The organism is Brevibacillus sp. SIMBA_040, from assembly GCF_046535075.1.
Taxonomy (GTDB): domain Bacteria; phylum Bacillota; class Bacilli; order Brevibacillales; family Brevibacillaceae; genus Brevibacillus.
Map to the genome: position 1 here is coordinate 50019 of NZ_JAWRXI010000001.1, position 22584 is coordinate 72602.

Consider the following 22584-nt stretch of genomic DNA (forward strand, 5'->3'; position numbering starts at 1 on the left):
GCTCCATCGACTATGGATGAACGCGACCTGATCAAACAAGCCCAAAAAGGAAACCAGCAGGCATTGTCTGAGCTATTGCAAAAGCATTACGTCTTTTTAAAAAGCTATCTGCTTAAAATCACGGTAAATCCGTACTTGGCGGAGGATTTGACACAAGAGACCTTGATCAAAGCGATCGAGAAAATCACTTCGTATGACGGCCGATCAGCCTTTTCCAGCTGGCTCATTACGATTGGCTCCCGCCTTTATATCGATTTTCTACGTAAGAAAGACACGGAAAAAAGATGGACAGAAAAACAAAAAGCCCTATCCAAAATGAAATGGGCTGCGGGCAATATGAATCGAGACTGGCCTGAGTTCCTTGAAGTTCTCCTGACATTATCGGAGGAGTATCGCATTCCGCTCATCTTGAAGCATTATTACGGGTACACCTATGCGGAGATCGCGGACATTCTGCATATCCGCGAAGGAACGGTCAAATCCCGCGTGCATCATGCCAGCAATCAATTGAGAAAGGAATGGTTGGACGATGAACAAACATCTGGATGAAGACAACGACCAGTTGTATCAGAAGATGCGAGAGGGTCTGGATGAGCTGGATGAGCTCTTTCCGTCTGCCACCCCTGACCCTGCTTTTTTCCAGAGCATCGTTTCGGAAACAACCGAACGCACAAAAAAACGCATTCGCTACGAGCTGCTCGCCTTTTGGTGTGTCGCTCTCGTCGTGCTTTCCATGCTTTACTTCATCCAATCCCAAGCGCCGATTGTGTTCTTCATTGTTCAAGGCTTGTCCTTTCTCGTATTTGTTCTCATCCTTGCCAAAAGGTGGGTAGGTAACCATGACACAACTCCATGATGTTCCACTGTGGCTGTTTCTCACTTTGTTTACTCTTGCTGCAATTCAGGGCACCTGGCTGTTTTTAGATGCAAAAAAAAGAAGCCGTTTTCCGTGGCTTTGGGGGTTATGGGGATTAACGAGTATTCCGACTCCGCTGCTCGTGTATTTGCTAGTCGTACGAAAAGTATGGAAAAAAAGGGGAGTATGAGATGAAGGAAAGACCTCTTCGCCTTGCGCTGATTTTTGCTGTCATTTCCTTTCTGGCCAACCTGATCATGATTCCTTATCAGCTGCAAATCATTCCGCTTCCCGAAACGGTTCCCGTCCATCCCGCCATTCTTTTCGTTGGTTCAGCCATACAGACTGCGGTCATCACCTTTCTTTTGAGCTATCTCGGAATTCGCCTTTCTTCCTCAGTCGGTTTGCAGCTAAACCTCTGGAAGGGATGGGCATACCGCCAAAAGCACGAAGGTTTTGAAAAGCGTACCGTGCTCCTCGCCATTTTGGGAGGCATCATCGTCTCCCTGGCGATCCTTTCTCTCGATCGGCTTTTCTTTGTGCCAAGCATCCCTCAGCTTTCACAGCTTCAGGTTCCCGTCTCTTCTCGCTGGCTCGGACTTACGACCATTTTTTATGGGGGCATTGTGGAAGAATTGCTGCTTCGCTTGGGGCTAATGACCTTGTTTGTCTGGTTATTTTATCGCCTGTCTGGCAAAAAAACGAGCGGCTGGATGTTCATCGTAGCGATTCTACTCACAAGCGTGCTCTTCGGCTTGGGCCATCTTCCTGCAACCATTCAGGCTTTTGGCGAGCTGTCATCGCTGCTTGTCATTCGCGGAATTGTGTTGAATTCACTTGCTGGTATCCTGTTTGGTTGGCTTTACTGGAAAAAAGGGCTGGAATACGCGATGATCGCGCATATGACAGGAGACCTGATGCTTCACGTCATCCTTGCGTAAACCAAAAAACTGCCGAGTCTTAGCGAAACAGACTCAGGCAGTTTGTTTTTTTGCAAACCAATTTATTATTTTTTGTCCAACAGCTCGACCGATATTCGCTTTCGTTTTTCAAACGTAACGATTTCTTGATAGCCTGCTTGAAGCAAAGTCTCTCGTGCCTCGTCCAGGTAGCTGCCCAAATCGTCGGGAAAATGCGAGTCAGAGGAAGTGGTGATAGGCACGCCATGCTCGCGCAAAATTTGCAGGAAGCTGTAGCTCGGGCACATTTCCTTCACGGGGTAACGATAGTACAGCCCCGTATTGATTTCTGTCGCTGCCCCGTGCTCTTTTAAAAGCCGGGCAATCCGCTGATAGTAAGGGATAAGCTCATGTTCGTGCGGTCGATAGCCAAACACCTTCAAATTGTCCAAATGCGCAACGATGTTAAACAATCCGGATGCGATCGCTTCCTCCACCACCCGAAACTGCTGCTCGTAAAGGGCCAGCAAATCGGTGCCCTCAAACCGCTCCTTTGTTTCGGGATTGTCGAAGCCCCAGCCGTTTACAAAATGTACGGAACCAATCACATAGTCCCACGGGTAACGATCGATCATAGGGGCAAGCACTTCTTTGCCTCCAGAAAAATAATCCGCTTCAATCCCCAGCTTCAATGCGACTCCATCCGCTTCCCAAATTGGCTGCTGCTCTAAAATAAAGCTGACGAAATCCTCCATCGAATCGGTGCATACCTGATCCAGCCAGATGCGCTGCATGCTCCCCAGCTCATCGTCCTCCAGATGCATATGTTGTTCAAAGTAAGGCTTGAATTCCTTAAAGCGGTACAGATGATCCACAATTCCTACATGGGAGAGCCCTAGCTCTTTTGCACGAATGCGGTACAGGTCGAGCCACTCACGAGAGTACGCTCCTCGGTTGATCCTCTCATGCATCCAGGATTCGAGCTCTTCCATCCATGCTCTTGTATGTCTGTCCCGTGCAGGCTGACGAAAACGAAGCAGCGCCTCTGCCGTGCGATTCCACCAGCGCAAGGAATACGGACCTTCCTCCAGATGTACGTGATAATCTACTTTCACGCCTTCCCCTCCCTTGTGTCGACCGTCATCCAGGTTACCCCTTTTCGCTCCAACTCGCTCTCCCAGGACGCTGGCTTTTCATGGTCGGAAATAATGACATCGACTGCATCCAGGGAAATGATTTTGCAAAAGGCCTGCACGCCGATTTTGCTCTGGTCCGCCAAGACAAAAACAGCTTTGGATACTCGCGCCATCGTTTTGGAGATCATGGACTCATTAATGTCGTAATCACTGATCCCGGAGGATAAGGAGATCCCTCCCACAGAAATAAATGCCTTGTCGACATGGAAGGTCTCCAGCATCTTCTCGCACAGCGGTCCACTGATCGATTGCTGCTCGGTGTTCACTTCCCCGCCGAGCAGGATGACTTTTCCTGTGAATACATGCTGATTGAGCGCTTCCGAAAGCAACGCGGCTACGGGCAGCGAATTCGTCAGCACGGTTAATCGCTTGCGCCCCTGGATCATACGGGCAAATTCCAGCATGGTCGTCCCCGTGTCGATGACGACGGTCTCGCCATCAGCAAGCAGCTCAGCGGCATGCTGTCCAATCACCCGTTTGGCTGCCAGATTGATGTCCTGTCGCTCTTGATAGGGCGGTTCCCCTTCTGCGTAGTTTTCTTTTACCGCTCCACCGTAGACACGCTTTAGTCTGCCTACCTGCTCCAAGGCATCCAGATCGCGACGAATCGTTTCGCTCGATACCTCCAGCCGCTCTGCGAGAGAGAGCACCTTTACCTTTCCATACAGATTCAGTTCCTCGATGATGGCTTTTTTTCTTTCTTCAGCCGAGATGGACATTCCATACGCTCCCTTATTGTAACGGGATGCACTCTTCAGCCGGTATTTGCATGAACACCGGTGTCCCTTCGCGAATCCAGTGATTGTCAGACGTATTGAGCACATCCACTTGCATTTTTTGACGTTTTGCTTCTACTTCATAACGAATGACGTTTCCTTTTAACGTCATACTGCGAACGACACTCTCTACAGACCAGCCATTTTCTGGCGGCGCCGATACATCTTTGTCCACTTGCTTGAGAGAAATAACCTCAGGTCGAATGGCAAACGCATCGCCTGCCATCGCTATTTCTCCAACCAGCCGCGTCATCTCCGCTCGCTTCAGTACGTTGTAGTTCCCAATAAAACGGGCAACAAACTCACTCGCAGGATGAGCATATATCTCTTTTGGGGTACCAATCTGTACAATATTGCCATGATCCATTACAAAGATGCGGTCAGATACGGTCAGCGCCTCTTCTTGGTCATGAGTGACAAACACGGTTGTGATGGAAAGCTCCTGCTGAATCCGCCTGATTTCGGTTTGCAGACTTTTGCGGATTTTGGCATCAAGCGCACTAAGCGGCTCGTCCAGCAGCAGGATTTTGGGCTCGACGACTAGCGAGCGCGCCAAAGCAACACGCTGCTGCTGACCGCCAGAGAGCTGGTGTGGATACGAATCCTCGCGCCCGCGCAAATCAACCAGGTCGATAATTCGCTCCACTCGCGCCTTGTATTCTTCTTTCTTCACGCCTTTCATTTTCAGCCCAAAACAAATGTTGCCGAACACATTCATATTGGGGAACAGCGCATAGGATTGAAACACCATCCCGACTTCTCTGTCCTTTGGGGCAAGATTCGTGATGTCCGTCTCCCCTACGACGATTTTGCCCCCATCCTCTACCTCTGTCAAACCGGCGATGCAGCGCAAAAGCGTACTTTTTCCGCATCCACTCGGACCGAGCAGGGTAATCAATTCGCCCTTTTCAATCGAGAGGGAAACCTGGTTCAACACAGTAGTCTCCTTGAATCGTTTACTTAGGCGATCAATCTGTACATAGCTCATCTGCTTCCCTCCTTGGACGACGATTTCCCCAGTCGCATCACTACTCCTGACAAAGCAAACAGCAGGATAAAGTAGGTAACGACGATGGCGCTAGTCAGATGCCCACTCTCCGACATCCGGCGAATCAAATAAATCTGCATCGTTTCGTAGTGTCCTCCGACTAACAGATTGGCTAGCACAAACTCGCCAAACAGCGTAGAGAATGAAAGCAGTGTCGAAACGATAATCCCTGTCAAAATGTTGGGAAAGATGACCTTCCAAAACGCCTGCATCCGACTTGCGCCCAATAGCTCAGCTGCCTCCACGAGCTTGATCGCATCGATGGTGCGCATGCTGTTTCGAATTCCCTGGTACATGTAAGGAAGCACGATCACAAAGTAGGCACCGATTAATATCCAAATGCTACCTGACAGCACAATCGGTCCAGACGAGTACAGCTTGATCAATCCGACTGCTGCTACGACTCCAGGTATCGCATAAGGCAGCATGACCAAGCCTTGGAGTACTCTTTCCCAGCGAGAAAAGTAAACTGTTACGATAAAAATGGTCGGCACCATCACTGTGACACTGATGCAAATAGCAAGAAAGCAAACCAGTAGCGTGCGCTGCATCGCGTCTAAAAAGCGCGGATCGGTAAACAGTTCTTTGTACCACGAAAGCGTATAGCCTTCTGGCAAAATGGTTCGATACCAGTCCGTCGAAATCGAATACAAGAAGGTTGCGACCAATGGGATAAACAGATAAATCATGACAAGTGTGATGAGTGAGCCGTGAAATACTTTGTTAGGCTTCATCCGAGCTCCCTCCTGACACGCCGCATCATCCATTCATTGATCAGCATAGCCGTCACCATCGTGATCGCCAAAATAACGGCGAGTGCGCCGGCGAGCTCCGGTCTGGCAGCTACGTCACCCGCAACCAGCGAACCGATCCGGATGGCAATCAGGTTGTAGTTTCCTCCGACCAGTGCATAGGCTGTCGCATAAGCTCCCATCGCATTGGCAAACAAAATACTGAAGGTTCCTACGACCCCTGGCAGGATGACCGGAAGACCAATATAACGCCAAAACTGGACCGTGGATGCTCCGAGCAGGGCAGCTGATTCTCTCCATTGCTGATGAATTCCGTAATAAGTCGGATACAAGAGCAAAATCGCAAGCGGAATCTGAAAGTAGACATAGACACATACCAGCCCAAACCAGCTGAATAAATCAATGGATGCCAGCGTCGTCCAGCCCAATTGCTTGAACAGGAGCGTAAACAACCCGTTGCTCCCCAAAATGATAATGTAGGCAAAAGCAAGCGGAACCCCCGAAAAGTTCGAGGTCATATTGGAAAGCATCAATAAAAAATCACGCGAGCGCTGGGAAAAGCGCGTAATCGAGTAAGCTGCAAACAGAGCAACCACAATTCCCACCGCACTCGCACACAACGAAATGAAAAAGCTGTTTTTCAATCCAAGCAAATAATATTTGCTCGTCAGCGCCTTGGTGTATTGGTCAAGACCCCAGCCTACTCCGCCATCTCCTCGAAAGCTTTCCAGGAACATGACGAGAAGAGGCAATAATTCAAAACAGAGGACAAGAAAGGCAAACGGCAGTAAGGACAGCAACAGCCACCTATGGCTTTTTCGAATATTCAGGTGTACCCCTCCAATTCGTTTAGCCTTGAACGCCAGGGAACGAGTGGCGGATCATCGCTTCTGATGCTGGAATTCCGAGTAGCTGGCAGATGAGCGGAGCTACCGACAATTGCGGTATCGCCTCTTCGTAAACACCTGGGGTGAACGCAGACCCAATACCATACACTGGCACATTGCGCTCATCATCCCCTGTTCCGCCGTGGTTGCCATCGGGATTCATGCCATGATCTGAGGTCACGATGATCTGGTAGCCTTCGTCCATCCAAACTGGCAAAAGCTGAGCCAAAATCGTATCTACGGCAATGACAGAGCCTCGGTATTGCTTGGAATCAGAGCCGAACAGATGGCCTGCATTGTCTACGCCCATCGAATGAATGTAAAGAAAATCAGGGTCTACCTTGCGTCGTAGCGACTCCCCATCGAGCAAGAGGTGTGAATCAGGATAGCTGTCTTCAAAGTAGAAGCAGCCGTGCTGAATCGCCTTTTCCTCATCATTTTGGAAACGATCCTCGACGTAATGAAACGGTGCACGGTTGTACAACTCGCTTACCCAATAATAAGCCGCCGCTGCATTGCTGAGTCCGTGCTCCTTGGTCAAATGAAAAATGCTTTTCTGATGGGAAAGGCGAACGACTTGATTCGATGTAATCCCGTTTACAGAGCTGGGCGTACCTGTTAACAGCACTTCATACAAAGGACGAGAGAGACTCGGCAGCTCGGATTTCACCAGGTACCGAGCTGCCTTGCCTACTTCTACCAGATGATTGATAAATCCCATTTGGGTTACCGCCGACTGATACTGCATGCCGTCTACAACGACCACGATTACCTTGTTCATTGCCATGCTGCGCTCCTCCTCATTATTTGGCATGGATCAGGACTTGCTCTTCCCACATTTGTGGAATTTTCTTCGCGGTTTCATCCCACGTCTTTTGATCCTTGATCGGTTTTGCATCCTTGTATTGTTCAGCGGGAATCATCTTTTTCGCTACTTCTTCTGGCAGCTTCACACTTTCCCGAATCGGACGAGCATAGCCTTTTGCCAAATTGATTTGACCAGCATCGCTAAGAATGTACTCACGCGTCAGCATAGCTGCATGTGGATGCGGAGCGTATTTATTAATGATCGTCGCATATCCGCTAACAACGGTACCGCCACTTGGAATGTTTACTTCAAAGCGAGAGGTGTCAATCTGGTCGCGATAAGACAATGCATTAAAGTCCCACAGCATGGCAACAGTGACTTCCCCTTTTTCAATCGTCGCCAGATTCATTTCTCCCAGGGAGAGACGTCCTTGTTTCGCGAGGTCAGCGAAAAAGTCAATACCGGGCTGGATGTTGGTTTCATCTCCACCATGTGCCAGAGCAGCAGCCAAAACGGTCATCTGCGATTGCGCTGCTTTCGTCACATCACCGATCGCTACTTTATAGTCGCCATTTTTAATATCGTCCCACGATTTTGGCGGATTTTTTACCAGCTGCTTGTTAGCCATGACAGAGATTGCGCCCTGATAGCCTACGATCCAGTGTCCATCCTTGTCCTTTGCCCATTCAGGAATCTCGTCCCAATAAGACGTTTTATACGGCTGTGTAACTCCTTTTTCAACGGCAATCGGTCCAAAGGAGATTCCGACGTCACCAATATCCGCTGTCGGATTGCTTTTCTCCGCTTCAAACTTGGCAATTTCCTCGGAGCTGCTCATGTCTGTGTCCGTGTGTTTCAGGCCGTATTTCGCCTCTAAATCCTTCCAAGTGCCCACCCAGTTCGCCCAGGAATCTGGCATCCCTACGCTGACGACTGTCCCTTCTTCCTTTGCTTTCTTCTCGATATCAGCCAAAGTCAGTTGTGGTGCAGGTGTCGATGGAGCTGCTTGTTGGTTGTTGGTTTCTTGTGGTTTCTCGTTGCCTGTTCCTGTTGGATTACTTGAACATCCTGCCATCACACTTGCTACGAGCAATACTCCTGTAGTTGCTGCAAATAAAGAGCGTTTCTCTAACCATTTCGTTTTGTTCACGCTGAGCACCTCCCAAGGATTTGTGGTTTCTTTTTTTCTGAACAAGATTTCTTCTCCACTTCTTGTTGTTTGTTGACCGTTGTTAGTTTTATTATATTTTGCGAAAACATAGGCATACAACTATTTTTGTTTAAATATTTCGTTAATGAATTGTAAAGGGAGAGGGGGAAAGCAAAACCGGTGGTCGGGCTTCTGGTGGAGGAGAGGAAACTGGAGAAAACGCTCCAGATTCTTGGGTCGCTAGCTTGGAGACATCACTGTCCGGCTTCATGGAAAAAGGGAAACCGCGTCCAAAAGTAGTAGATTCGTGAAGCTTCTCATGGGTGGACGCTTAAGATCGTGTTTCCCTTTTTCCATTACGCCTCTGCTGGCGCCCCAAAGATCTTCGCTTTTTTCTCCAGTTTCCTCTCACCAGCTTTCAGTGTCCTGTCTTGCTTTATTAAGGATGACATGTGAAAAACAAAGATCAATAAACAAAAATACAGAAAAATGCCAAATTCTTTTCTAGTGTGAAGCAACACGTTTTCTACAAAACAAAAAAGCCGAAGCCCCTTTTCTGGACTCCAGCCCTGCACGATTTTATCGCTATTCATTTCCTCGAATTCTGCCATTCCTCTACCACCACATCTTCGCTTCCTAGCGGATGAAGAGCCTTTTCGCTGATCGAGCACCATACGAAAGAGTTTGCCATATAGGGTACCACACGAAACGGACAATGTCGTCACGCTCACCACCCTTAGAAGACGATTCGATAAGGAAGCTGCTCTTTTACAAAATCAATCACCCTGCCAGTTGCGGAAACCAGCTCTACATCGATCGAATGGAGAGAGGCTCCCCGATCCGTTGGATACCAGGGGCGTTGTTCTTTCACGAGCACAAGCACACCTTCTTGATCGCCGTAAAAATGGAAGCTGGCTGACTCGGGAGAGAATTCATTTTCAAGCATAGACAGACACTCAGCAAATGCAGCTACCTCCTGAACAGGCATTCCGACCTCTTGAACGCACAGCCAAGTTGCTGCTGGATGGGTAGGGAAAGCAAGGATTTCCAAAATATTCTGATCCGGATCTTCGAAATACAGCTGCTTTCCTTTCCATGTAACAGAGTGCATGATCTCTTCCCCATCCTTGCTTGGCAGGATCGTTGCACGCTCCTTGATCATCCCGGCATACTCGTCAAACACCGATTCCGCAATACCCAGTGCAAAGTGATAAAAAGGCTTCTCGCTCGAATGCTCAAAGGTAAGCAGCGTCCTCCCGACGGCAACGGTAAAGGAGTGGTGTGTACGCTCTCGTAGAGGCATGTTCAGGACATTCTGATAAAACGAAATCATTTCTTCCAGCACACTCGTTTGAAACGTTACTTTTGCAAAGTTCACATCATCCACTTCCTTTCTACAGAGAATCACAACCCAAATCCTCCCAACCCCATCATCCTTTAGCGGAATGAAAAAAGCAAGCCATCCTGTGAGACAGCTTGCACCTATACTTCACCAAACAGATGTACATCCAGAAGCTGCGAGCCTCCTCCGAGTTACCCCCCGGAACAAAAATGGCCACAGTCACTCGTCACAGGCTTTTCGAAATCGCAAACTTTTTGCGGTAGTAACGAGAAAAACCAACAATCACAGGTACAAGCACGATCGTCGGAATAAACCAGACAAGCGGATGAACCGAGCTCATGTTTAAGAGCCGCGGAGCACCAAAAACGGTAAAAGCCGTAATGGTAGCAATACAGCACCCGAGCATGCCGCCCATGTGTTCAAACCACCAGTGCATTCTGGCTCGAGGGGCTCTCAGCCAATAGATCAGTTGACTTGCTCCCAGGAAAATCCCCACGAGCGGAAACCACGTAAGCAGAGGAAATTGAATCACAGCACCATAAATCGAAATAGCTACACCCGAGCCGACCAGCAGGGCAGGAAACATCACATCCACGATCTGGCGATGGGCAGTCTTTCGATTTTTAAATCGAAGCACTCGAATTCCGTACCACGCTGTTGCCGAGCTCAGAATAGAGATGAAAATCAAGAACCAGGCAAAGGCTACAGAATCCGCTGTTTTAGCAGGATCAAAGCCAATTCGCCAGATTCCCATAAACAAAGCAGAAACCGCTACAGCGCCCATCGCTATGACGTACACCCACCCCGAGCGCAGATGAGCTTTTCCTCCCTTTTTCGTGACGATTGGAATCCAAAACACAAGCAAGGCCGTAAATCCCGCAACAATGTGCAAAATCTTAAAGAGCGAAAAAAAGAACATGCTCCGATCATTCCTTCCCTCAGCCTCTGGATAGGATTTCAAACATCATTTTGTACACTTCTTCCACAGAAAGGATTTTGGAATCAGGGGCGATCTGCGTATTGACGCGAATTCCGTAGGTGATGACCGAAAAGAATATCGCTGTTTTTTCGGCATCGAGACCCTCCGGGATCACGCCCGCTTTTTGCCCCACCTGAATCCATTCCATGGATGCCTTGATGCTCTCTTCATGCAACCTGGCCAACATGGCGCCAATAATCGGATCTTCTCGTTTGCTTAGCAAATAAATCAGGATGAGATTCGTTACATCACGTGAATCATGAATATGGCTCAGCCCTTTTGAGATGGCCTCCAAACCGGACGAAAGCTCCTGCCCCCCTTCTCTCACCGTCTGATAAAAACGCTGGCCGATGCTCTCAAAGCGTTTCTGCAGCAAAAGGCCCATCAGCTCATCTTTACTTTTTACATAATGGTAAATGGCACCTTTGGACAAGCCAGAACGCTTCATAATATCTTGCAGTGTCGTTTGTTGACATCCCTTTTCCAGAATGAGCTCCTCCGTTGAAGCCAGGAGCAGCTGAAAGCTGGGATTTTGGTGGATGGCTTGCATAGTCTCCTCCTATAATCACGGATCGAATTTGGTATTATCATCACTATACAAACCGTCAGTCGGTATGTCAAGGAACAAAGGAGAAGCGGATACTTTCTTTCCTCCGCCTCTTTACCCGTAACACTACTGCAATATTTTGTAGTAAATAACAGTGGCATCCAGACTGCCGTCTGCCGAAGTGACATACTGCGGGATTCGTCCCGCCTCCTGATAGCCCATGGATTGATACAGTCGATTGGAATGATCGCCCTCTCGCGTATCCAAAATGAGCAGGCTGCGGCTTTCTACACGCGCCCGAGCTTCCGCCATCAGTAGCAGAGCACGCCCGATTCCTTGGCGGCCCACAGATGGATGCACCATCAACTTAGCGATTTCTGCCCGGTGCAAGCTGTTCGGCTTGGTCGCTAGATGCAGCTGGATTGTACCTACGATGACGCTATCACGCTCGGCAACCCACATTTTCACATTTTTCTCCAAAACTTTTGTCCAATACGCCCGCGCTTCTGCGTACGGCAATGGCGGAAGAAAACCAATGGAAGCTCCTTCGCCTACAACATCCACCAGAAGCTGCGAGAGCTGATCCAGTTCATCCGCACGAAGCTGCGCTACTTCCCGATAAAGAAACGATGTTCCCATGATCATATCCCTCTCCTCCAACCAGCACAAATATTCTTACTCTTCTATTCCACTATAAAGGAGATGAGAAAAAAACGCACTTATTTTATGTTAGATTTTATAACATTTTATGTAAATTTTAGTTCCGCGAAATGACTCTACATTCTAGGGTCGATATCCGTACATGCCAAAAATGATGACCATACAGAAATACACGACACCAGCAGGCAAAATGGTCAGTGCGACCCAGAACTTTCGCTTGATTCCCTCTGCCTTTTTGAACCATTGATAATAGTTAATCAGCAGAATTAAAAAGAAAGGCACAAAATAAAACCCAAGCATAAACCATACCCACTCATAATTTGTATCCCAATATTGCTCGGGTACAGGCAGTATGTGGTAATCCTGATAGATTGCTTCTTTACGCGAAATAAAAATATAAGAAAGCACAAGGTAATAACAAATTACGACGGCTTTCATCCATAATCTAAATCCAGACGTGATCAAAGTAATCATAAAAATAATGCCCAAGATAAACCATAAAGCCATATACTCCATCACGATCCCCCCTAGAAGGGATTATATTTTTTTGTCTCACGTGCCATAAGTACCAATTTTTTCTGGTACCTCCCCTAACTGATTGCAAGAGTCGACAAAATTTGGAATACTGCCTATAATAGACTTGTGAAATACAGCTCTCTCATTCTAGGAGATGGTTACGATTACATATGCTCTATCTTTTTTGCTGTCGTTTTGTATTGTTCTCGTGTTGATCCCGCCGCTTGGCAAGCTGGCATTTCGACTTGATTTTGTGGACAAGCCTCGTAAAGATGTAGAACGAAAAATACATCGGGAGCCCATCCCGTTAACGGCTAGCTATGCGATATTCATTGGATTTGCAGCATCGTTTCTGCTCTTTTCCAAAGAATCGCCTGGGCAAACCGTCGCCGTTTTGGTAGGCTCTCTGCTCCTGCTCATCATCGGGACGATTGATGACTGGTACAAGACGCAGGGAAAGGATTTTTCCGCGCTCCCCAAGCTGATTGTTCACATATCGGCTGCGATCATCGTCTATATGTCGGGAATTACCTTTTCGGGCTTTTACAACCCACTCAGCGGCGAGTACATTCTGCTTCCGGTATGGCTGCAATTCATCCTGACGATCCTGTGGATCTTCGGAGTCACAACCGTCATCAATTTCTCTGATGGCATGGATGGATTGGCTGGTGGACTGTCCGCTATATCAGCAGGAACGTTGTTTGTCGTGGCACTTGCCAAAGGGCAAAGCACTTCTGCTATCATGGCAATCAGTCTGATCGGCGTAGCGCTGGCTTACTTGCGCTATAATAAACCGCCCGCCAAGATTTTCATGGGAGATGCGGGAGCGACCTTCCTTGGCTTTATACTCGCGGTCATCGCGCTGGACGGAGCTTTCAAGCAGGCAACGGTGCTATCCCTGTTCATCCCGATTTTGGCTTTGGGAGTGCCTATCTTTGATAACCTGTTTGTCGTAACAAAACGCGCAATGCAAGGAAAACCAATCTATCAAGCTGATGCCAGCCAGGTTCACTACCGCTTGCTGCGGATGGGACTTAACCAAAAGCAAGTGGTTGCGTTTCTCTGTCTGATCAGTGTCTGCTTCAGCCTGACCTCGATTATCTTGCTATTACTTGGTGTCTAAAATGAAAAATGCCGCTTGGGTCATGTGACCGCGGCATTTTTTTATCTAGGCATTTCTTCCTCTTGTGCAACAACTCGCTTGCCAGTCGTAGTCGTCTGGTAAATATGAAAGCCCGTCCCCTCGTACAAGCTAATCGCAGGTTGATTGTGCGTGCCTGTAATCAGATGCGGCTGCAAGCCTTTTTCCAGTGTACGGTTCACGAAAAAGTGGATGAGTTGTTTGCCAAAGCCTTTTCCCTGGTGCCGGGGGTCGACAAACACATCATACACTTCTCCATGAGGCGTCAAAATCAAAGACCCGACAAATTCGTCTTGATGATAGAACAAATAAATATCTTCGCGCATGTCGTTTAAAATCCATTGCTTCCAGGAAGCCATCGTCGCCTCTTGGTAATCTGTCAAGCGATACGGCTTTAGGTCTATGCCTTTTCGAACCTCATAGTACGCATCACTTTGAGACTGGATGTACAAATCCAGATCCTGTTCAGTAAATTTGCGTACAACAAGCTGGGGCTCTGGACCAATGCTCCCTGTATGCTTCATGTAATGATGCCCCCAGATCGGAGCAAATCCCCGCTTGGCAAAAAAATCGCCGCTTCTCTGTTCATCGACTCGATAGGTAGTCGCTGCTGCTACGGGATTTTTGTCCAGCAAATCACCCCAGAGCTTATCGAACAGCTGAGAACCGATGCCCTGCTTGCGGCTGTCTGGATGAGTATACAGATGGATTTCTGCCGTTCCCTCTTCTCCAAACGACGTCAGATCATATATGGCACAAGCCTGGAGTTGTCCCGCCTTTTCATAGATGTAGCCCGTCGCGTTTTTCAGCATCGCTGCAATTTCCTCCGCTCTCCACGCGATGCCGTTGCCAATCATTTTTACTAGCAGCTCCGTATCTGAAGCCTGCAATTCCCGAATCATGGTGCGCCCCCTTTTTCTCTCTCCCATCCTCATTAGATGCTTTCTTTACTTGCTTTGCTCCGCAGCAGCTGCCTCTAACGCCTTTTGCTCCATTTGCTTGCGATATGCAAGGCACGCTCCGCATCTTCTGCTTTTTCTGCCAAAAGCGGTATAGTATTTGCTTTTTTTACAAGAACGACATGTGATATAAAGCGAGCTGGACAGGTTGTAGTTTTCCTGTGGTGTATTGGACACCAGATGGACAGTCTTATTGAATTTGATCAGCAAATGCGCCGTATGAATCGCATCTACCAATGCCGAGTGCAATCTGCCCTCCTGGACGATTCCTGCTGTATCGATCGCTTCTTTTAAGCTCATCTGTTTGCGGTCTGCGAGCAGCATGCTGATCGGCGGCTGGATGTCGTTATAATTGCGCAGCCAGGAAAAATCGAGTCCAAAGCGCGCGCAATGCTCAATCATCAAGCGCTTGTCGTCTTTTCCCCACGTGCACAAATAGTAATCCGGGTCGTCTCCAATCCACTCCATAAACGAAGCAAATGCTTTGCGAAACGGGATAAAGGTCGGCATATTTTCTTTATCCAGCCCGATAAACTTGCGCGTACGCTCTGTGATTCGGCGCTCAATAGCAGGAAACGTATAGCGCTGAAAGGTGTCTACCTCGACACCACTTTTTCCTGGCATGACCTTCGCCGCTCCGATTTCAATAATTTCCGGTATTTTATCTTTTTGATGAGTCAATGTCGTCTCAAGGTCAAATACGATGATTTGCAATGTCTGATCACATCCTGAACGTAATAGCTCTATTATGCCGGGAGTGGCTGTGGAAATCAAAATAAAGAGGAAAACAAAACCAAAAAATGGCTGCCGACTAGAGCAGCCATTTTCTTCGTCCTGATCAATCAGGCAGTTATATTCAATCTTTTTTAAGCAGTAAAGGCAGCCTGATATGACTCGGATACTTTGCATCATGGTAGACCGTTTGCTGGGCAACCACATATTCGGTATCCGTTGCCAAATCATTGCCAGTGTTTGGATTCGGGAAAGAGAAGTTCTCCGCACCAGAAGTGACGCAGACGCGAATGCGGTGCCCTTTTTGGAATACATTGGCGATTTTGGTCATGCGGATTTCGTAGCGCTCGATTTGGCCTGGCTCAAGAAGCTGTGGCTCGCTAAAAGAATGACGGTAGCGGGCGCAGATGATTCCGTCTGACAGGCGAATGGAGTTGCCCTCCTCATCTACATCGCTGAGCCGCACCAGCCAGTCCGTGTCTCTTGCCGAGCTTACCGCATACAGGACGGCGGAGATTTCACCCGCAATGACTACCTCTTCTTCCAAAGGCTCAGAGGTGTACACGAGCATATCTGTACGCTTTTCTACTTCTGCATAGTTTTCTGGCACGCTGTTTTCATTTTCCGACAGATCGAGCAGATAAGGCGCTGCATCTTGCGGATCGAATTCATACGAATCCGTTGGCTGTTCCAGTGGCGTGGTCATGATTAAAGCACCGTCTCCTGCGCTCGTATTCGCCTCACCATTGCTGCTCAAATAAAAGTTGGTGTAAACAGCGTCTTGCGGCGGCCAGGTTGGCGAGGTTTTCCACTCGTTTTCTCCAACCATGTAATATTCGACGCGCGGTCTTTGATCCATTCCATTTTCAATTCCTTTGAGATGGCGGTCAAACCAGCGCAGCTGTGTCACATCGAGATCGTAGCGTATCGCATTGTTACCAAAGGGAACATGGTGAATCTCTCTCGTCGTATTAGCTTTGTGGTACCACGGTCCGAGAATCATATGCGCATGGTCGGGAAGCTGCTTGGATATGACCTCCCACGATTCGCTCGTTCCCATCCCATTGTCATCGTACCAGCCTGAGACGAGAAAGGACGGAGCCTTCACCTGATCGGCGTGTCGCTTCCAATCGGACTGAGCCCAGAAATCGTCACCATCGGGATGCTCCATCCACTTCGTCCAGAACGGAATTTCTTTTCCTAGCACCTTTTGCGGGATTTCTTTGATTGGACGCACTTTTAGCACCTCGCTCCAATCGTCACGGCTAAGTAGCGATACATCGCGGCGCTTCTCTGCCATCATGAAAATCCAGGACAGTCCGGTGAGGATCGTGCCACCTTTTCGCGGAATGTCTACATAAGGCGTCCCTACGGTCACGTAGCTGAAAATCGCCTTCAGATGCGGATTACCGCTCGATGCCGCTGCCCACTGGACATAGCCGACATATGAGCCACCGAGCATACCGACTGCGCCGTCTGACCATTCTTGGCTTGCAATCCATGTCAGTGTGTCATCCCCATCGCTGCGCTCATGTACGAGTGGAATCCATTCGCCCTCAGAGTCTTCACGCCCGCGTGTATCCTGCATGACAAGCGCATAGCCACGGGCTACAAAAGGCAGCCGCCGAAAAATTGCATCCATCCGGCCATACGGCGTACGCATCAAGATAGCTGGTACCTTCTCCCCTGGCTGCAAGCCTGCCGGTATCCATACCTCTGTCGCAAGCTTGACGCCATCTCTCATCGCAACATCATGTCTGCCCAAATGCTTGATTCCATAACGAGCCTGTGACAATAGCGGGTCCTGCCATAGCTTCAGCGGAGTCAGATCCTCCCAGCCTGACTTGACCAGAATAGCACTATCCCCTCTTCCGGTCAGAACAAACGCAATGACCTCATTCTCACAGATGACCAGATCGATCGGTTGGGCTGCCTCGCGTACTGCAAAGACCCATGCCTCTTTCGGCTCTGTCTCGTCATGGATAAAACCCTCGATACGCTCATGCCGCTGATAATGCCCGCCACCCGGTGGAAAGACGACATCTGCAGTTGACCAACTGAGACCGTTCCATTCTGCCAGACGATCATTGAACTCGTTGACAGGCAGCTCATAGCCCGCATTCCCCGCCAAAAGCTGGGTGAAGTCACCTGTCAGCTTTTTCCCCGCTTCCCATCCTGTAGGGCGATGCCATACTCCTGTGTCCGAGAAGCGTATGTCCGCAATATGAATGCCCGATTGATAATAGCTAAAAATTGATCCGCTCTGTTGTCTGTGATCCATCTATGTACATCCCCCTGTCTATTTGAACTATTTCACTGCCACTTTCGCCCAGCTTACTTTTTATCCAGATAGTTGTAGATGGTGAATTTAGTTACATCCAAGAGGTCTGCCACATGCTGCACGGCGCCTTTGATCAAAAAGAGCCCCATTTCATCAAGCTCATGGATGAACTGAATTTTTTCTTCCTTTTGCATGAGCGCAATCGGCTTTCCTGTTTTGCGCAGACAATCTGCTACCATCTGTTCCATCAGATCGGACACGGTAGGTGGGAAGCTTTCTTCTGTTTTATCAGATTCACGCTTGTCCGAAATAGCCAGCATGTCGCTCAAAACGGATTGCGCAATCGCCAAATGGGTCATGTCGATATTGATGCACAGACTGCCAATTACTTGCCCGTTCTCGTCCTTGATATAGATTGAGCTGGATTTGATTTGTTTGCCTTTGATCGTGTCATTGCGATAGTTAAGGTCGTAGTCTTCCCTGCTAACCATGGCTGTTCGCAGTGCTTTCAGCGCCCGATTGGTAACAGGAGAGCCGATCTCTCTGCCGCTTATATGCCCGTTGTGTATGGCAATGATTGAAGACGAGATGTCCGTCAGATCGTGCAGGACGATTTCACAATGACTGCCAAACGTCTTCGCCAATCCCTCCACCACCGGAATGTAGCTCGCCAGAATGGGGTGAATAGTTCTCTCCATGAATAAGCCTCGCTTTTCTCTAGTTGGTTTCTGAGCTGATTTCCACAATTAACTCAATTTCAATGGGATTGTTAAAAGGCAGTACGGAAGTGCCCGCCGCTGCTCGCGCATGCTTGCCAGACTCGCCGAATATCTCGATCAAAAAATCAGATGCTCCATTAATGACAGTCGGCTGCTCATAAAAGTCCGGCTCGCTGCTCACCAGGGCAAACAGCTTGACGATGCGGGTAATTCTGTCCAAATCACCGATCTCGTTCTTCAGAATCGCAAGCAAATTGAGGACCGTCACTTTGGCAGCCTCGTAGCCTTGCTCGATGGTCACATCGGACCCTAGCCGGCCGAGATACATTGGACTGCCATTGACGTAACAGCCTGCTCCTGATGTGTATAGAACGTTACCGGTTTGAACGCATGGCACGTAGTTAGCCATCGTGGGCGGTGCAGGTGGAAGCGTATAGCCCAATTCTGCCAAGCGCTTTTCGACTCTGGACATAACATCACCTCATTCGATCATGTTCTGGTTTTCATTCGCTATCTTCACCATACTACTTTTGAAAATGTTTCTTCAACAATTTTTTTGAATGCAATTAATTTTTTTGAATTCATGACTACACCCTGCCTTTTGCCCAAGCAGCGGTTATAAATAAAAAATCCGGACATGCTCAGCCTGGGGCATGTCCGGACTCTGTATTAGGTGTGGTAAACGTAACGGCGGTCAAGCGAATTTCTACCTTGGTTCCAATTCCTTCTTTGGATGCCACGGTGATTTTCCCGTCCATTTCCTCAATCAGCTTTTTACAGACCGATAGCCCGATTCCTGTACCTTTTTCCTTGGTTGTGTAAAACGGTTCAAACAGATGCTTCAATCGTTGCTGGGAGATGCCACAGCCGTTATCCTCAATCGTCACGGTCACATGCGATTTCGTTGGCTGAAAGCCTGTAGAAACCACCACCCTCCCGTTCGTACCGACTGCATCCAGCGCGTTTTTTATCAAATTTAAACAAATTTGCTCGACATGTGACGGAATCGCCCATACCAAATTTGTCCCCTCATCATAGTGAAAGGAGAGAGAAACATCCTTTTCTATCACATAATGCTTGGCCAGAACGTGAACATGCTCGAGAAGCGGTCTGAGCGCAACCGCCTCGTTTCGTTTCTGTAGCTGTTCGTTTTTCCGTGCGAGGATCAAAAAGCTGGTAACAAGCTTTTCCAGCGACTGCACCTCATGCTGGCAAATTTGAATATACTTCGCAAAATGCTCTCGATTAATCTCTTCGGAGGTGTTCTCTACACTTTGATTCATCAATTGCAAAAAGCCGTGAAAAGCAGCAAGCGGATTGCGAATCTCGTGTGCCATTCCGGCAGCCATTTGTCCCATGACGCCCATTTTTTGCTGGTGTAAATGACTGATCATTTGATCCTTACTCGCCAGGTACCCGCGAATAGTATGATGATAGCGTACGTTCAAAATATGGTACAGCCGGGAAAGCAGCGCTTCCTTGACCTGACTCGCCTCACAGCAGCGACTGACCTCATTGAATGCATTTTCTCGGAGATTGAACAAGACCTCCAGCAGCACTTCCTTAGGGATATTTTCCTTCGCCCATCTCTCGCCCCAGATGTACGCTTCTGCTGACAGCGCCTGCAAATACTGCTCGTACTCCTTTTCCGCTGAAAACAGTTGCTGAAATGCTTCTGTCAGCATACCTTGAATCCCCATTTGCTGCTGCTTTTGATACTTCCGGTAATAGTGTGAAATTGGCTCGCCAAACTCCAGCATTTCTCTCATATGCAATTCCACGATCTTTTCCTTCACCGAGAGCAACGTACTTAACCACTCGCCTTTACATGCTTCCCAATCCATCTTTTCGTCTCCTATTTCACCTTCTATGCCGCCATTATTTGCCAGCAAACAAAAGAACAATTCGCTAGAAAAACGAATTGTCCTTTTTACATAATGGAGTGATTATTTCGAAGACTTTGCAACTGGCTCCTGTTTGGTTAATTGTCGCAGGGCATAGCTCATTCGCTCAATCTGACCTTCTGGTGAGCGGAAAAAGTCGATCCAGACATGAGAGTCTCTTCTTTTGAACAGAAAGCTATCTGGAGCGACAGGGATGAGCGGATAGGAAAGTCCGTCCACTTCGATGTGCAGGGCGCCCTCACGCTTTTCAACCAATGTTTTCATCCATTCGCTAGATACATAGTGTCCTTCGTATTCGGTCAGCTGCTCGTCTGCCAGCTCATACTGCGGCACAGGGTAAGGCGGGACTGCTGCCGGTCTCGAAGCCATCGTATTAAGCAAGCCTGCTATCAGCTCACGTACGGCTACACCGTCGAGGTTAATCAAAACTACCCCGGTCAAGCCTGTCTCTGGAATGGCAAAGAGATGAGAGCTGATCCCTTTTAACGAACCGCCATGCTCGATCAGCTTTCCATCCGGGAAAGCGGGAGAAACCATCAAGCCGTAACCGTACGAGCGATAGCCGTCACATCTGGCGAAGGGGGTGAGCATTTGACTGACGCTCGCTTTTGACAAAATGGGTGCTGCGCTGTCTTCCCCTCCTGTACGGAATACTTCCAGGTAAGCAAGTAAATCATGGACAGTCGATTTGAGAAAGCCTGCAGCCCGCATCGCAGGAGCATCATGCCAATAGGGAGCAGCAATCACTTGATTTTCGCCATCGATTTTTTTGTTTGTATACAGCACGGTAACGTCTTCCTGATCGTCCAGCTCGGCTACATCAAAAACAGTCCGCTTCATGCCGAGCGGCTGTAAAATACGCTCCGTCACATATGTCTCATACGGCTGTCCGCTTACTCGCTCGATGATGGTGCCAAGAAGGCCATAAGCGTCATTGTTGTAGTTAAATGCAGTTCCTGGAGCGCCGAGCGGTTTGCCCTCATACCCAGCAATTGCCTCCATAACCTGTTCGTAGGTATCCAGATACGGAAGACCTTGCAATTCTGCTTCCGCCTCTGTTCCCACAATTGCAGGGTCTTGTTCCATACTGCGCTTCATCGCCCCGTCCAAAAAAGGCAATGGTGCCATTCCCGGGGTATGCGTCATGAAGTGATGAATCGTCATTTGACTTGTCAGCTCTGCCCCACCCGCTTGAAACTCTGGCAAATACTTCGTGACGGGATCATGAACCGACAGCTTCCCTGCCTCTTGCAGCTGCATAATCGCCACGCAGGTAAACGACTTGGTGAGAGACGCAATGCCAAACACCGTATCCATCGAAATCGGCAGCACCTGTTCCCGATCGCGATAGCCAAATGTCTTGCTATACAGCATTTTCCCATCACGGGCGACGCCAATTGCGGCACCAGGCACTTTTGCCTCGTCTAGCAGCTTTTGCGCGTAGGCTTCGAACTCCTGAATCCATGCCTCCACCTTATTCATCCCCCATCGCCTGATCGTAAATCGCTCTTGCCACACGTGCAATGGTTAGTTCCGCCGCACTCTTCTCGGTTACCCCTCTCGATAATACGGTGATGGCTATCGTACCTTTCCCCTTTGGCAAATAGATGATCCCTGCATCGTTTACGACTGCATTGACTGTTCCTGTTTTATGCGCGACCTTGGTTCCTTCTGGCAGGAGGAATGGCAAACGGCTGTTGTATTGCTGACGGCGCAAAATATCGAGCATCAAATCACACGAAGCAGGAGTGAGGATTTCTTTTTGCGCGATCATCACAATCAAACGGTTTAGATCAGCAGGTGTGGCTACGTTGTTTTCCAGCGTCGGCTTTGATACGTCGAGGATGATTTCATACTCACCTGTGTCTTCTCTGCGCTCGTACTCATCAAAGCCTGCTGCAGACGGTGCTGGCTCGTTCATGCCGACACAGTGATTGAGCAGCTGCCAGCATGTGTGGCGCAAATGAATGTCTTTTAGTCCCAGCTCATGCATATGTGCCGTTACCTGCTCGATGCCGCCAATCAGCTCAAGGACGAGGTCTGTCGCATAGTTGTCGCTGACAATGGTCATCAGCGTCGCCAGGTCCTTCACCGTCAAAGCAGCCCCTGCATCCAGCTCCTGCAATACTCCCGAGCCCGGCACCCGCTCGTCGCGGTTTAAGGTAACGCGCTGATCCAAGCGCAGCTTGCCAGCTTCCACCTCGCGCATCAGCGTAACCATGATCGGAATTTTGAATGCGCTTGCTAATTGAAACAGCTGATCATCCAAATTGCCGGCAGATTTCCCTGTCTCCAAGTGTGTAGCTGCTACTCCGAATACACCCGGCGAATCTGTCAGCACTTCCTCCAACGCCTGTTGCCATCCCATGTCAAATGCCTCCTTTTTTAGTCGCGAAACGGCCAACACGAAAAAGTGTCGGCCATTTCGGTCT

Annotated in this window: 25 protein-coding genes; 5 read left to right on the forward strand and 20 right to left on the reverse strand. The window is 48.7% G+C overall.

What is annotated here, in order from left to right; genetic code table 11:
• Positions 1-12 precede the first annotated feature (12 nt).
• The 4 genes from sigY to SB752_RS00285 are packed head-to-tail and all read left to right on the forward strand — an operon-like array spanning position 13 to position 1797.
• Positions 13-549, forward strand: coding sequence for an RNA polymerase sigma factor SigY (sigY, locus tag SB752_RS00270; protein WP_410713765.1), 537 nt, complete (start codon positions 13-15; stop codon positions 547-549).
• Entirely contained in the window at positions 530-856 is a 327-nt protein-coding gene (locus SB752_RS00275) for a YxlC family protein (RefSeq protein ID WP_410713766.1), read from the forward strand. Before sigY ends, SB752_RS00275 begins: the two co-directional genes overlap by 20 nt.
• Complete coding sequence (locus SB752_RS00280; protein WP_410713767.1) at positions 840-1046, forward strand: sigmaY antisigma factor component; 207 nt, start codon at positions 840-842, stop codon at positions 1044-1046. Before SB752_RS00275 ends, SB752_RS00280 begins: the two co-directional genes overlap by 17 nt.
• Before the next feature lies 1 nt (position 1047).
• A complete protein-coding gene (locus tag SB752_RS00285; RefSeq protein ID WP_410713768.1) occupies positions 1048-1797 on the forward strand; it encodes a CPBP family intramembrane glutamic endopeptidase in 750 nt (249 codons plus the stop codon).
• Positions 1798-1862: 65 nt separating this feature from the next.
• Here the strand turns inward: SB752_RS00285 and SB752_RS00290 are convergent, their stop codons facing one another.
• From SB752_RS00290 to SB752_RS00345, 12 genes are all read right to left on the reverse strand, one after another.
• The gene (locus tag SB752_RS00290; protein ID WP_410713769.1) at positions 1863-2870 is read right to left on the reverse strand and encodes a histidinol phosphate phosphatase domain-containing protein; all 1008 of its coding nucleotides are present in this window, start codon (positions 2868-2870) and stop codon (positions 1863-1865) included.
• Positions 2867-3670: a DeoR/GlpR family DNA-binding transcription regulator gene (locus tag SB752_RS00295; protein ID WP_410713770.1), complete on the reverse strand. Its 804-nt coding sequence runs from the start codon at positions 3668-3670 to the stop codon at positions 2867-2869. The genes SB752_RS00290 and SB752_RS00295 overlap by 4 nt, the downstream gene beginning before the upstream one ends.
• Before the next feature lie 13 nt (positions 3671-3683).
• Positions 3684-4715, reverse strand: coding sequence for an ABC transporter ATP-binding protein (locus tag SB752_RS00300; RefSeq protein WP_410713771.1), 1032 nt, complete (start codon positions 4713-4715; stop codon positions 3684-3686).
• Positions 4712-5509 carry an ABC transporter permease gene (locus SB752_RS00305; protein WP_410713772.1) on the reverse strand — a complete coding sequence of 266 codons (798 nt, stop codon included), beginning with the start codon at positions 5507-5509 and terminating at the stop codon, positions 4712-4714. Before SB752_RS00305 ends, SB752_RS00300 begins: the two co-directional genes overlap by 4 nt.
• Positions 5506-6327 (reverse strand): ABC transporter permease, encoded by an 822-nt coding sequence (locus SB752_RS00310; protein WP_410713773.1) that lies wholly within the window; start codon positions 6325-6327, stop codon positions 5506-5508. Before SB752_RS00310 ends, SB752_RS00305 begins: the two co-directional genes overlap by 4 nt.
• A gap of 49 nt (positions 6328-6376) precedes the next feature.
• Positions 6377-7201 (reverse strand): alkaline phosphatase family protein, encoded by an 825-nt coding sequence (locus tag SB752_RS00315; RefSeq protein WP_410713774.1) that lies wholly within the window; start codon positions 7199-7201, stop codon positions 6377-6379.
• A gap of 16 nt (positions 7202-7217) precedes the next feature.
• Complete coding sequence (locus SB752_RS00320; RefSeq protein ID WP_410714253.1) at positions 7218-8297, reverse strand: ABC transporter substrate-binding protein; 1080 nt, start codon at positions 8295-8297, stop codon at positions 7218-7220.
• A gap of 811 nt (positions 8298-9108) precedes the next feature.
• Positions 9109-9780 carry a VOC family protein gene (locus tag SB752_RS00325; protein ID WP_410713775.1) on the reverse strand — a complete coding sequence of 224 codons (672 nt, stop codon included), beginning with the start codon at positions 9778-9780 and terminating at the stop codon, positions 9109-9111.
• A 160-nt stretch (positions 9781-9940) separates the two neighbouring features.
• On the reverse strand, positions 9941-10633 hold the full coding sequence (locus SB752_RS00330; RefSeq protein ID WP_410713776.1) for a DUF2306 domain-containing protein: 693 nt from the start codon (positions 10631-10633) through the stop codon (positions 9941-9943).
• A gap of 19 nt (positions 10634-10652) precedes the next feature.
• On the reverse strand, positions 10653-11243 hold the full coding sequence (locus tag SB752_RS00335) for a TetR/AcrR family transcriptional regulator (protein ID WP_410713777.1): 591 nt from the start codon (positions 11241-11243) through the stop codon (positions 10653-10655).
• A 123-nt stretch (positions 11244-11366) separates the two neighbouring features.
• On the reverse strand, positions 11367-11879 hold the full coding sequence (locus SB752_RS00340) for a GNAT family N-acetyltransferase (protein WP_410714254.1): 513 nt from the start codon (positions 11877-11879) through the stop codon (positions 11367-11369).
• Positions 11880-12023: 144 nt separating this feature from the next.
• Positions 12024-12416 carry a hypothetical protein gene (locus SB752_RS00345; protein ID WP_410713778.1) on the reverse strand — a complete coding sequence of 131 codons (393 nt, stop codon included), beginning with the start codon at positions 12414-12416 and terminating at the stop codon, positions 12024-12026.
• 154 nt (positions 12417-12570) lie between these two features.
• Here SB752_RS00345 and SB752_RS00350 point away from each other — a divergent pair, with 154 nt between their 5' ends.
• The gene (locus SB752_RS00350; RefSeq protein WP_103104566.1) at positions 12571-13539 is read left to right on the forward strand and encodes an MraY family glycosyltransferase; all 969 of its coding nucleotides are present in this window, start codon (positions 12571-12573) and stop codon (positions 13537-13539) included.
• A 41-nt stretch (positions 13540-13580) separates the two neighbouring features.
• On the opposite strand, the gene SB752_RS00355 is transcribed toward SB752_RS00350, so the two are convergent.
• From SB752_RS00355 to SB752_RS00390, 8 genes are all read right to left on the reverse strand, one after another.
• Positions 13581-14459, reverse strand: coding sequence for a GNAT family N-acetyltransferase (locus SB752_RS00355; RefSeq protein ID WP_410713779.1), 879 nt, complete (start codon positions 14457-14459; stop codon positions 13581-13583).
• 45 nt (positions 14460-14504) lie between these two features.
• Positions 14505-15230 carry a 3'-5' exonuclease gene (locus SB752_RS00360; protein ID WP_410713780.1) on the reverse strand — a complete coding sequence of 242 codons (726 nt, stop codon included), beginning with the start codon at positions 15228-15230 and terminating at the stop codon, positions 14505-14507.
• Positions 15231-15372: 142 nt separating this feature from the next.
• A complete protein-coding gene (locus SB752_RS00365; RefSeq protein WP_410713781.1) occupies positions 15373-17529 on the reverse strand; it encodes a CocE/NonD family hydrolase in 2157 nt (718 codons plus the stop codon).
• Positions 17530-17582: 53 nt separating this feature from the next.
• Positions 17583-18227 (reverse strand): helix-turn-helix transcriptional regulator, encoded by a 645-nt coding sequence (locus SB752_RS00370; protein WP_410713782.1) that lies wholly within the window; start codon positions 18225-18227, stop codon positions 17583-17585.
• Positions 18228-18246: 19 nt separating this feature from the next.
• Positions 18247-18720, reverse strand: a complete 474-nt coding sequence (locus tag SB752_RS00375) for a RidA family protein (protein ID WP_410713783.1) — start codon at positions 18718-18720, stop codon at positions 18247-18249.
• Between the two features lie 169 nt (positions 18721-18889).
• The gene (locus tag SB752_RS00380) at positions 18890-20092 is read right to left on the reverse strand and encodes a sensor histidine kinase (RefSeq protein WP_410713784.1); all 1203 of its coding nucleotides are present in this window, start codon (positions 20090-20092) and stop codon (positions 18890-18892) included.
• 102 nt (positions 20093-20194) lie between these two features.
• Positions 20195-21625 carry a serine hydrolase domain-containing protein gene (locus SB752_RS00385; protein ID WP_410713785.1) on the reverse strand — a complete coding sequence of 477 codons (1431 nt, stop codon included), beginning with the start codon at positions 21623-21625 and terminating at the stop codon, positions 20195-20197.
• A gap of 1 nt (position 21626) precedes the next feature.
• The gene (locus SB752_RS00390; protein WP_410713786.1) at positions 21627-22520 is read right to left on the reverse strand and encodes a serine hydrolase; all 894 of its coding nucleotides are present in this window, start codon (positions 22518-22520) and stop codon (positions 21627-21629) included.
• Positions 22521-22584 lie beyond the last annotated feature (64 nt).

Coding starts and splice junctions, on each gene's coding strand:
- sigY (WP_410713765.1), top strand. CDS start 13: ATGGATGAACGCGACCTGATCAAACAAGCCCAAAAAGGAAACCAGCAG.
- SB752_RS00275 (WP_410713766.1), top strand. CDS start 530: ATGAACAAACATCTGGATGAAGACAACGACCAGTTGTATCAGAAGATG.
- SB752_RS00280 (WP_410713767.1), top strand. CDS start 840: ATGACACAACTCCATGATGTTCCACTGTGGCTGTTTCTCACTTTGTTT.
- SB752_RS00285 (WP_410713768.1), top strand. CDS start 1,048: ATGAAGGAAAGACCTCTTCGCCTTGCGCTGATTTTTGCTGTCATTTCC.
- SB752_RS00295 (WP_410713770.1), bottom strand. CDS start 3,670: ATGTCCATCTCGGCTGAAGAAAGAAAAAAAGCCATCATCGAGGAACTG.
- SB752_RS00300 (WP_410713771.1), bottom strand. CDS start 4,715: ATGAGCTATGTACAGATTGATCGCCTAAGTAAACGATTCAAGGAGACT.
- SB752_RS00305 (WP_410713772.1), bottom strand. CDS start 5,509: ATGAAGCCTAACAAAGTATTTCACGGCTCACTCATCACACTTGTCATG.
- SB752_RS00315 (WP_410713774.1), bottom strand. CDS start 7,201: ATGGCAATGAACAAGGTAATCGTGGTCGTTGTAGACGGCATGCAGTAT.
- SB752_RS00320 (WP_410714253.1), bottom strand. CDS start 8,297: ATGGCAGGATGTTCAAGTAATCCAACAGGAACAGGCAACGAGAAACCA.
- SB752_RS00330 (WP_410713776.1), bottom strand. CDS start 10,633: ATGTTCTTTTTTTCGCTCTTTAAGATTTTGCACATTGTTGCGGGATTT.
- SB752_RS00335 (WP_410713777.1), bottom strand. CDS start 11,243: ATGCAAGCCATCCACCAAAATCCCAGCTTTCAGCTGCTCCTGGCTTCA.
- SB752_RS00340 (WP_410714254.1), bottom strand. CDS start 11,879: ATGGGAACATCGTTTCTTTATCGGGAAGTAGCGCAGCTTCGTGCGGAT.
- SB752_RS00345 (WP_410713778.1), bottom strand. CDS start 12,416: ATGGAGTATATGGCTTTATGGTTTATCTTGGGCATTATTTTTATGATT.
- SB752_RS00350 (WP_103104566.1), top strand. CDS start 12,571: ATGGTTACGATTACATATGCTCTATCTTTTTTGCTGTCGTTTTGTATT.
- SB752_RS00355 (WP_410713779.1), bottom strand. CDS start 14,459: ATGATTCGGGAATTGCAGGCTTCAGATACGGAGCTGCTAGTAAAAATG.
- SB752_RS00365 (WP_410713781.1), bottom strand. CDS start 17,529: ATGGATCACAGACAACAGAGCGGATCAATTTTTAGCTATTATCAATCG.
- SB752_RS00370 (WP_410713782.1), bottom strand. CDS start 18,227: ATGGAGAGAACTATTCACCCCATTCTGGCGAGCTACATTCCGGTGGTG.
- SB752_RS00375 (WP_410713783.1), bottom strand. CDS start 18,720: ATGTCCAGAGTCGAAAAGCGCTTGGCAGAATTGGGCTATACGCTTCCA.
- SB752_RS00380 (WP_410713784.1), bottom strand. CDS start 20,092: ATGGATTGGGAAGCATGTAAAGGCGAGTGGTTAAGTACGTTGCTCTCG.
- SB752_RS00390 (WP_410713786.1), bottom strand. CDS start 22,520: ATGGGATGGCAACAGGCGTTGGAGGAAGTGCTGACAGATTCGCCGGGT.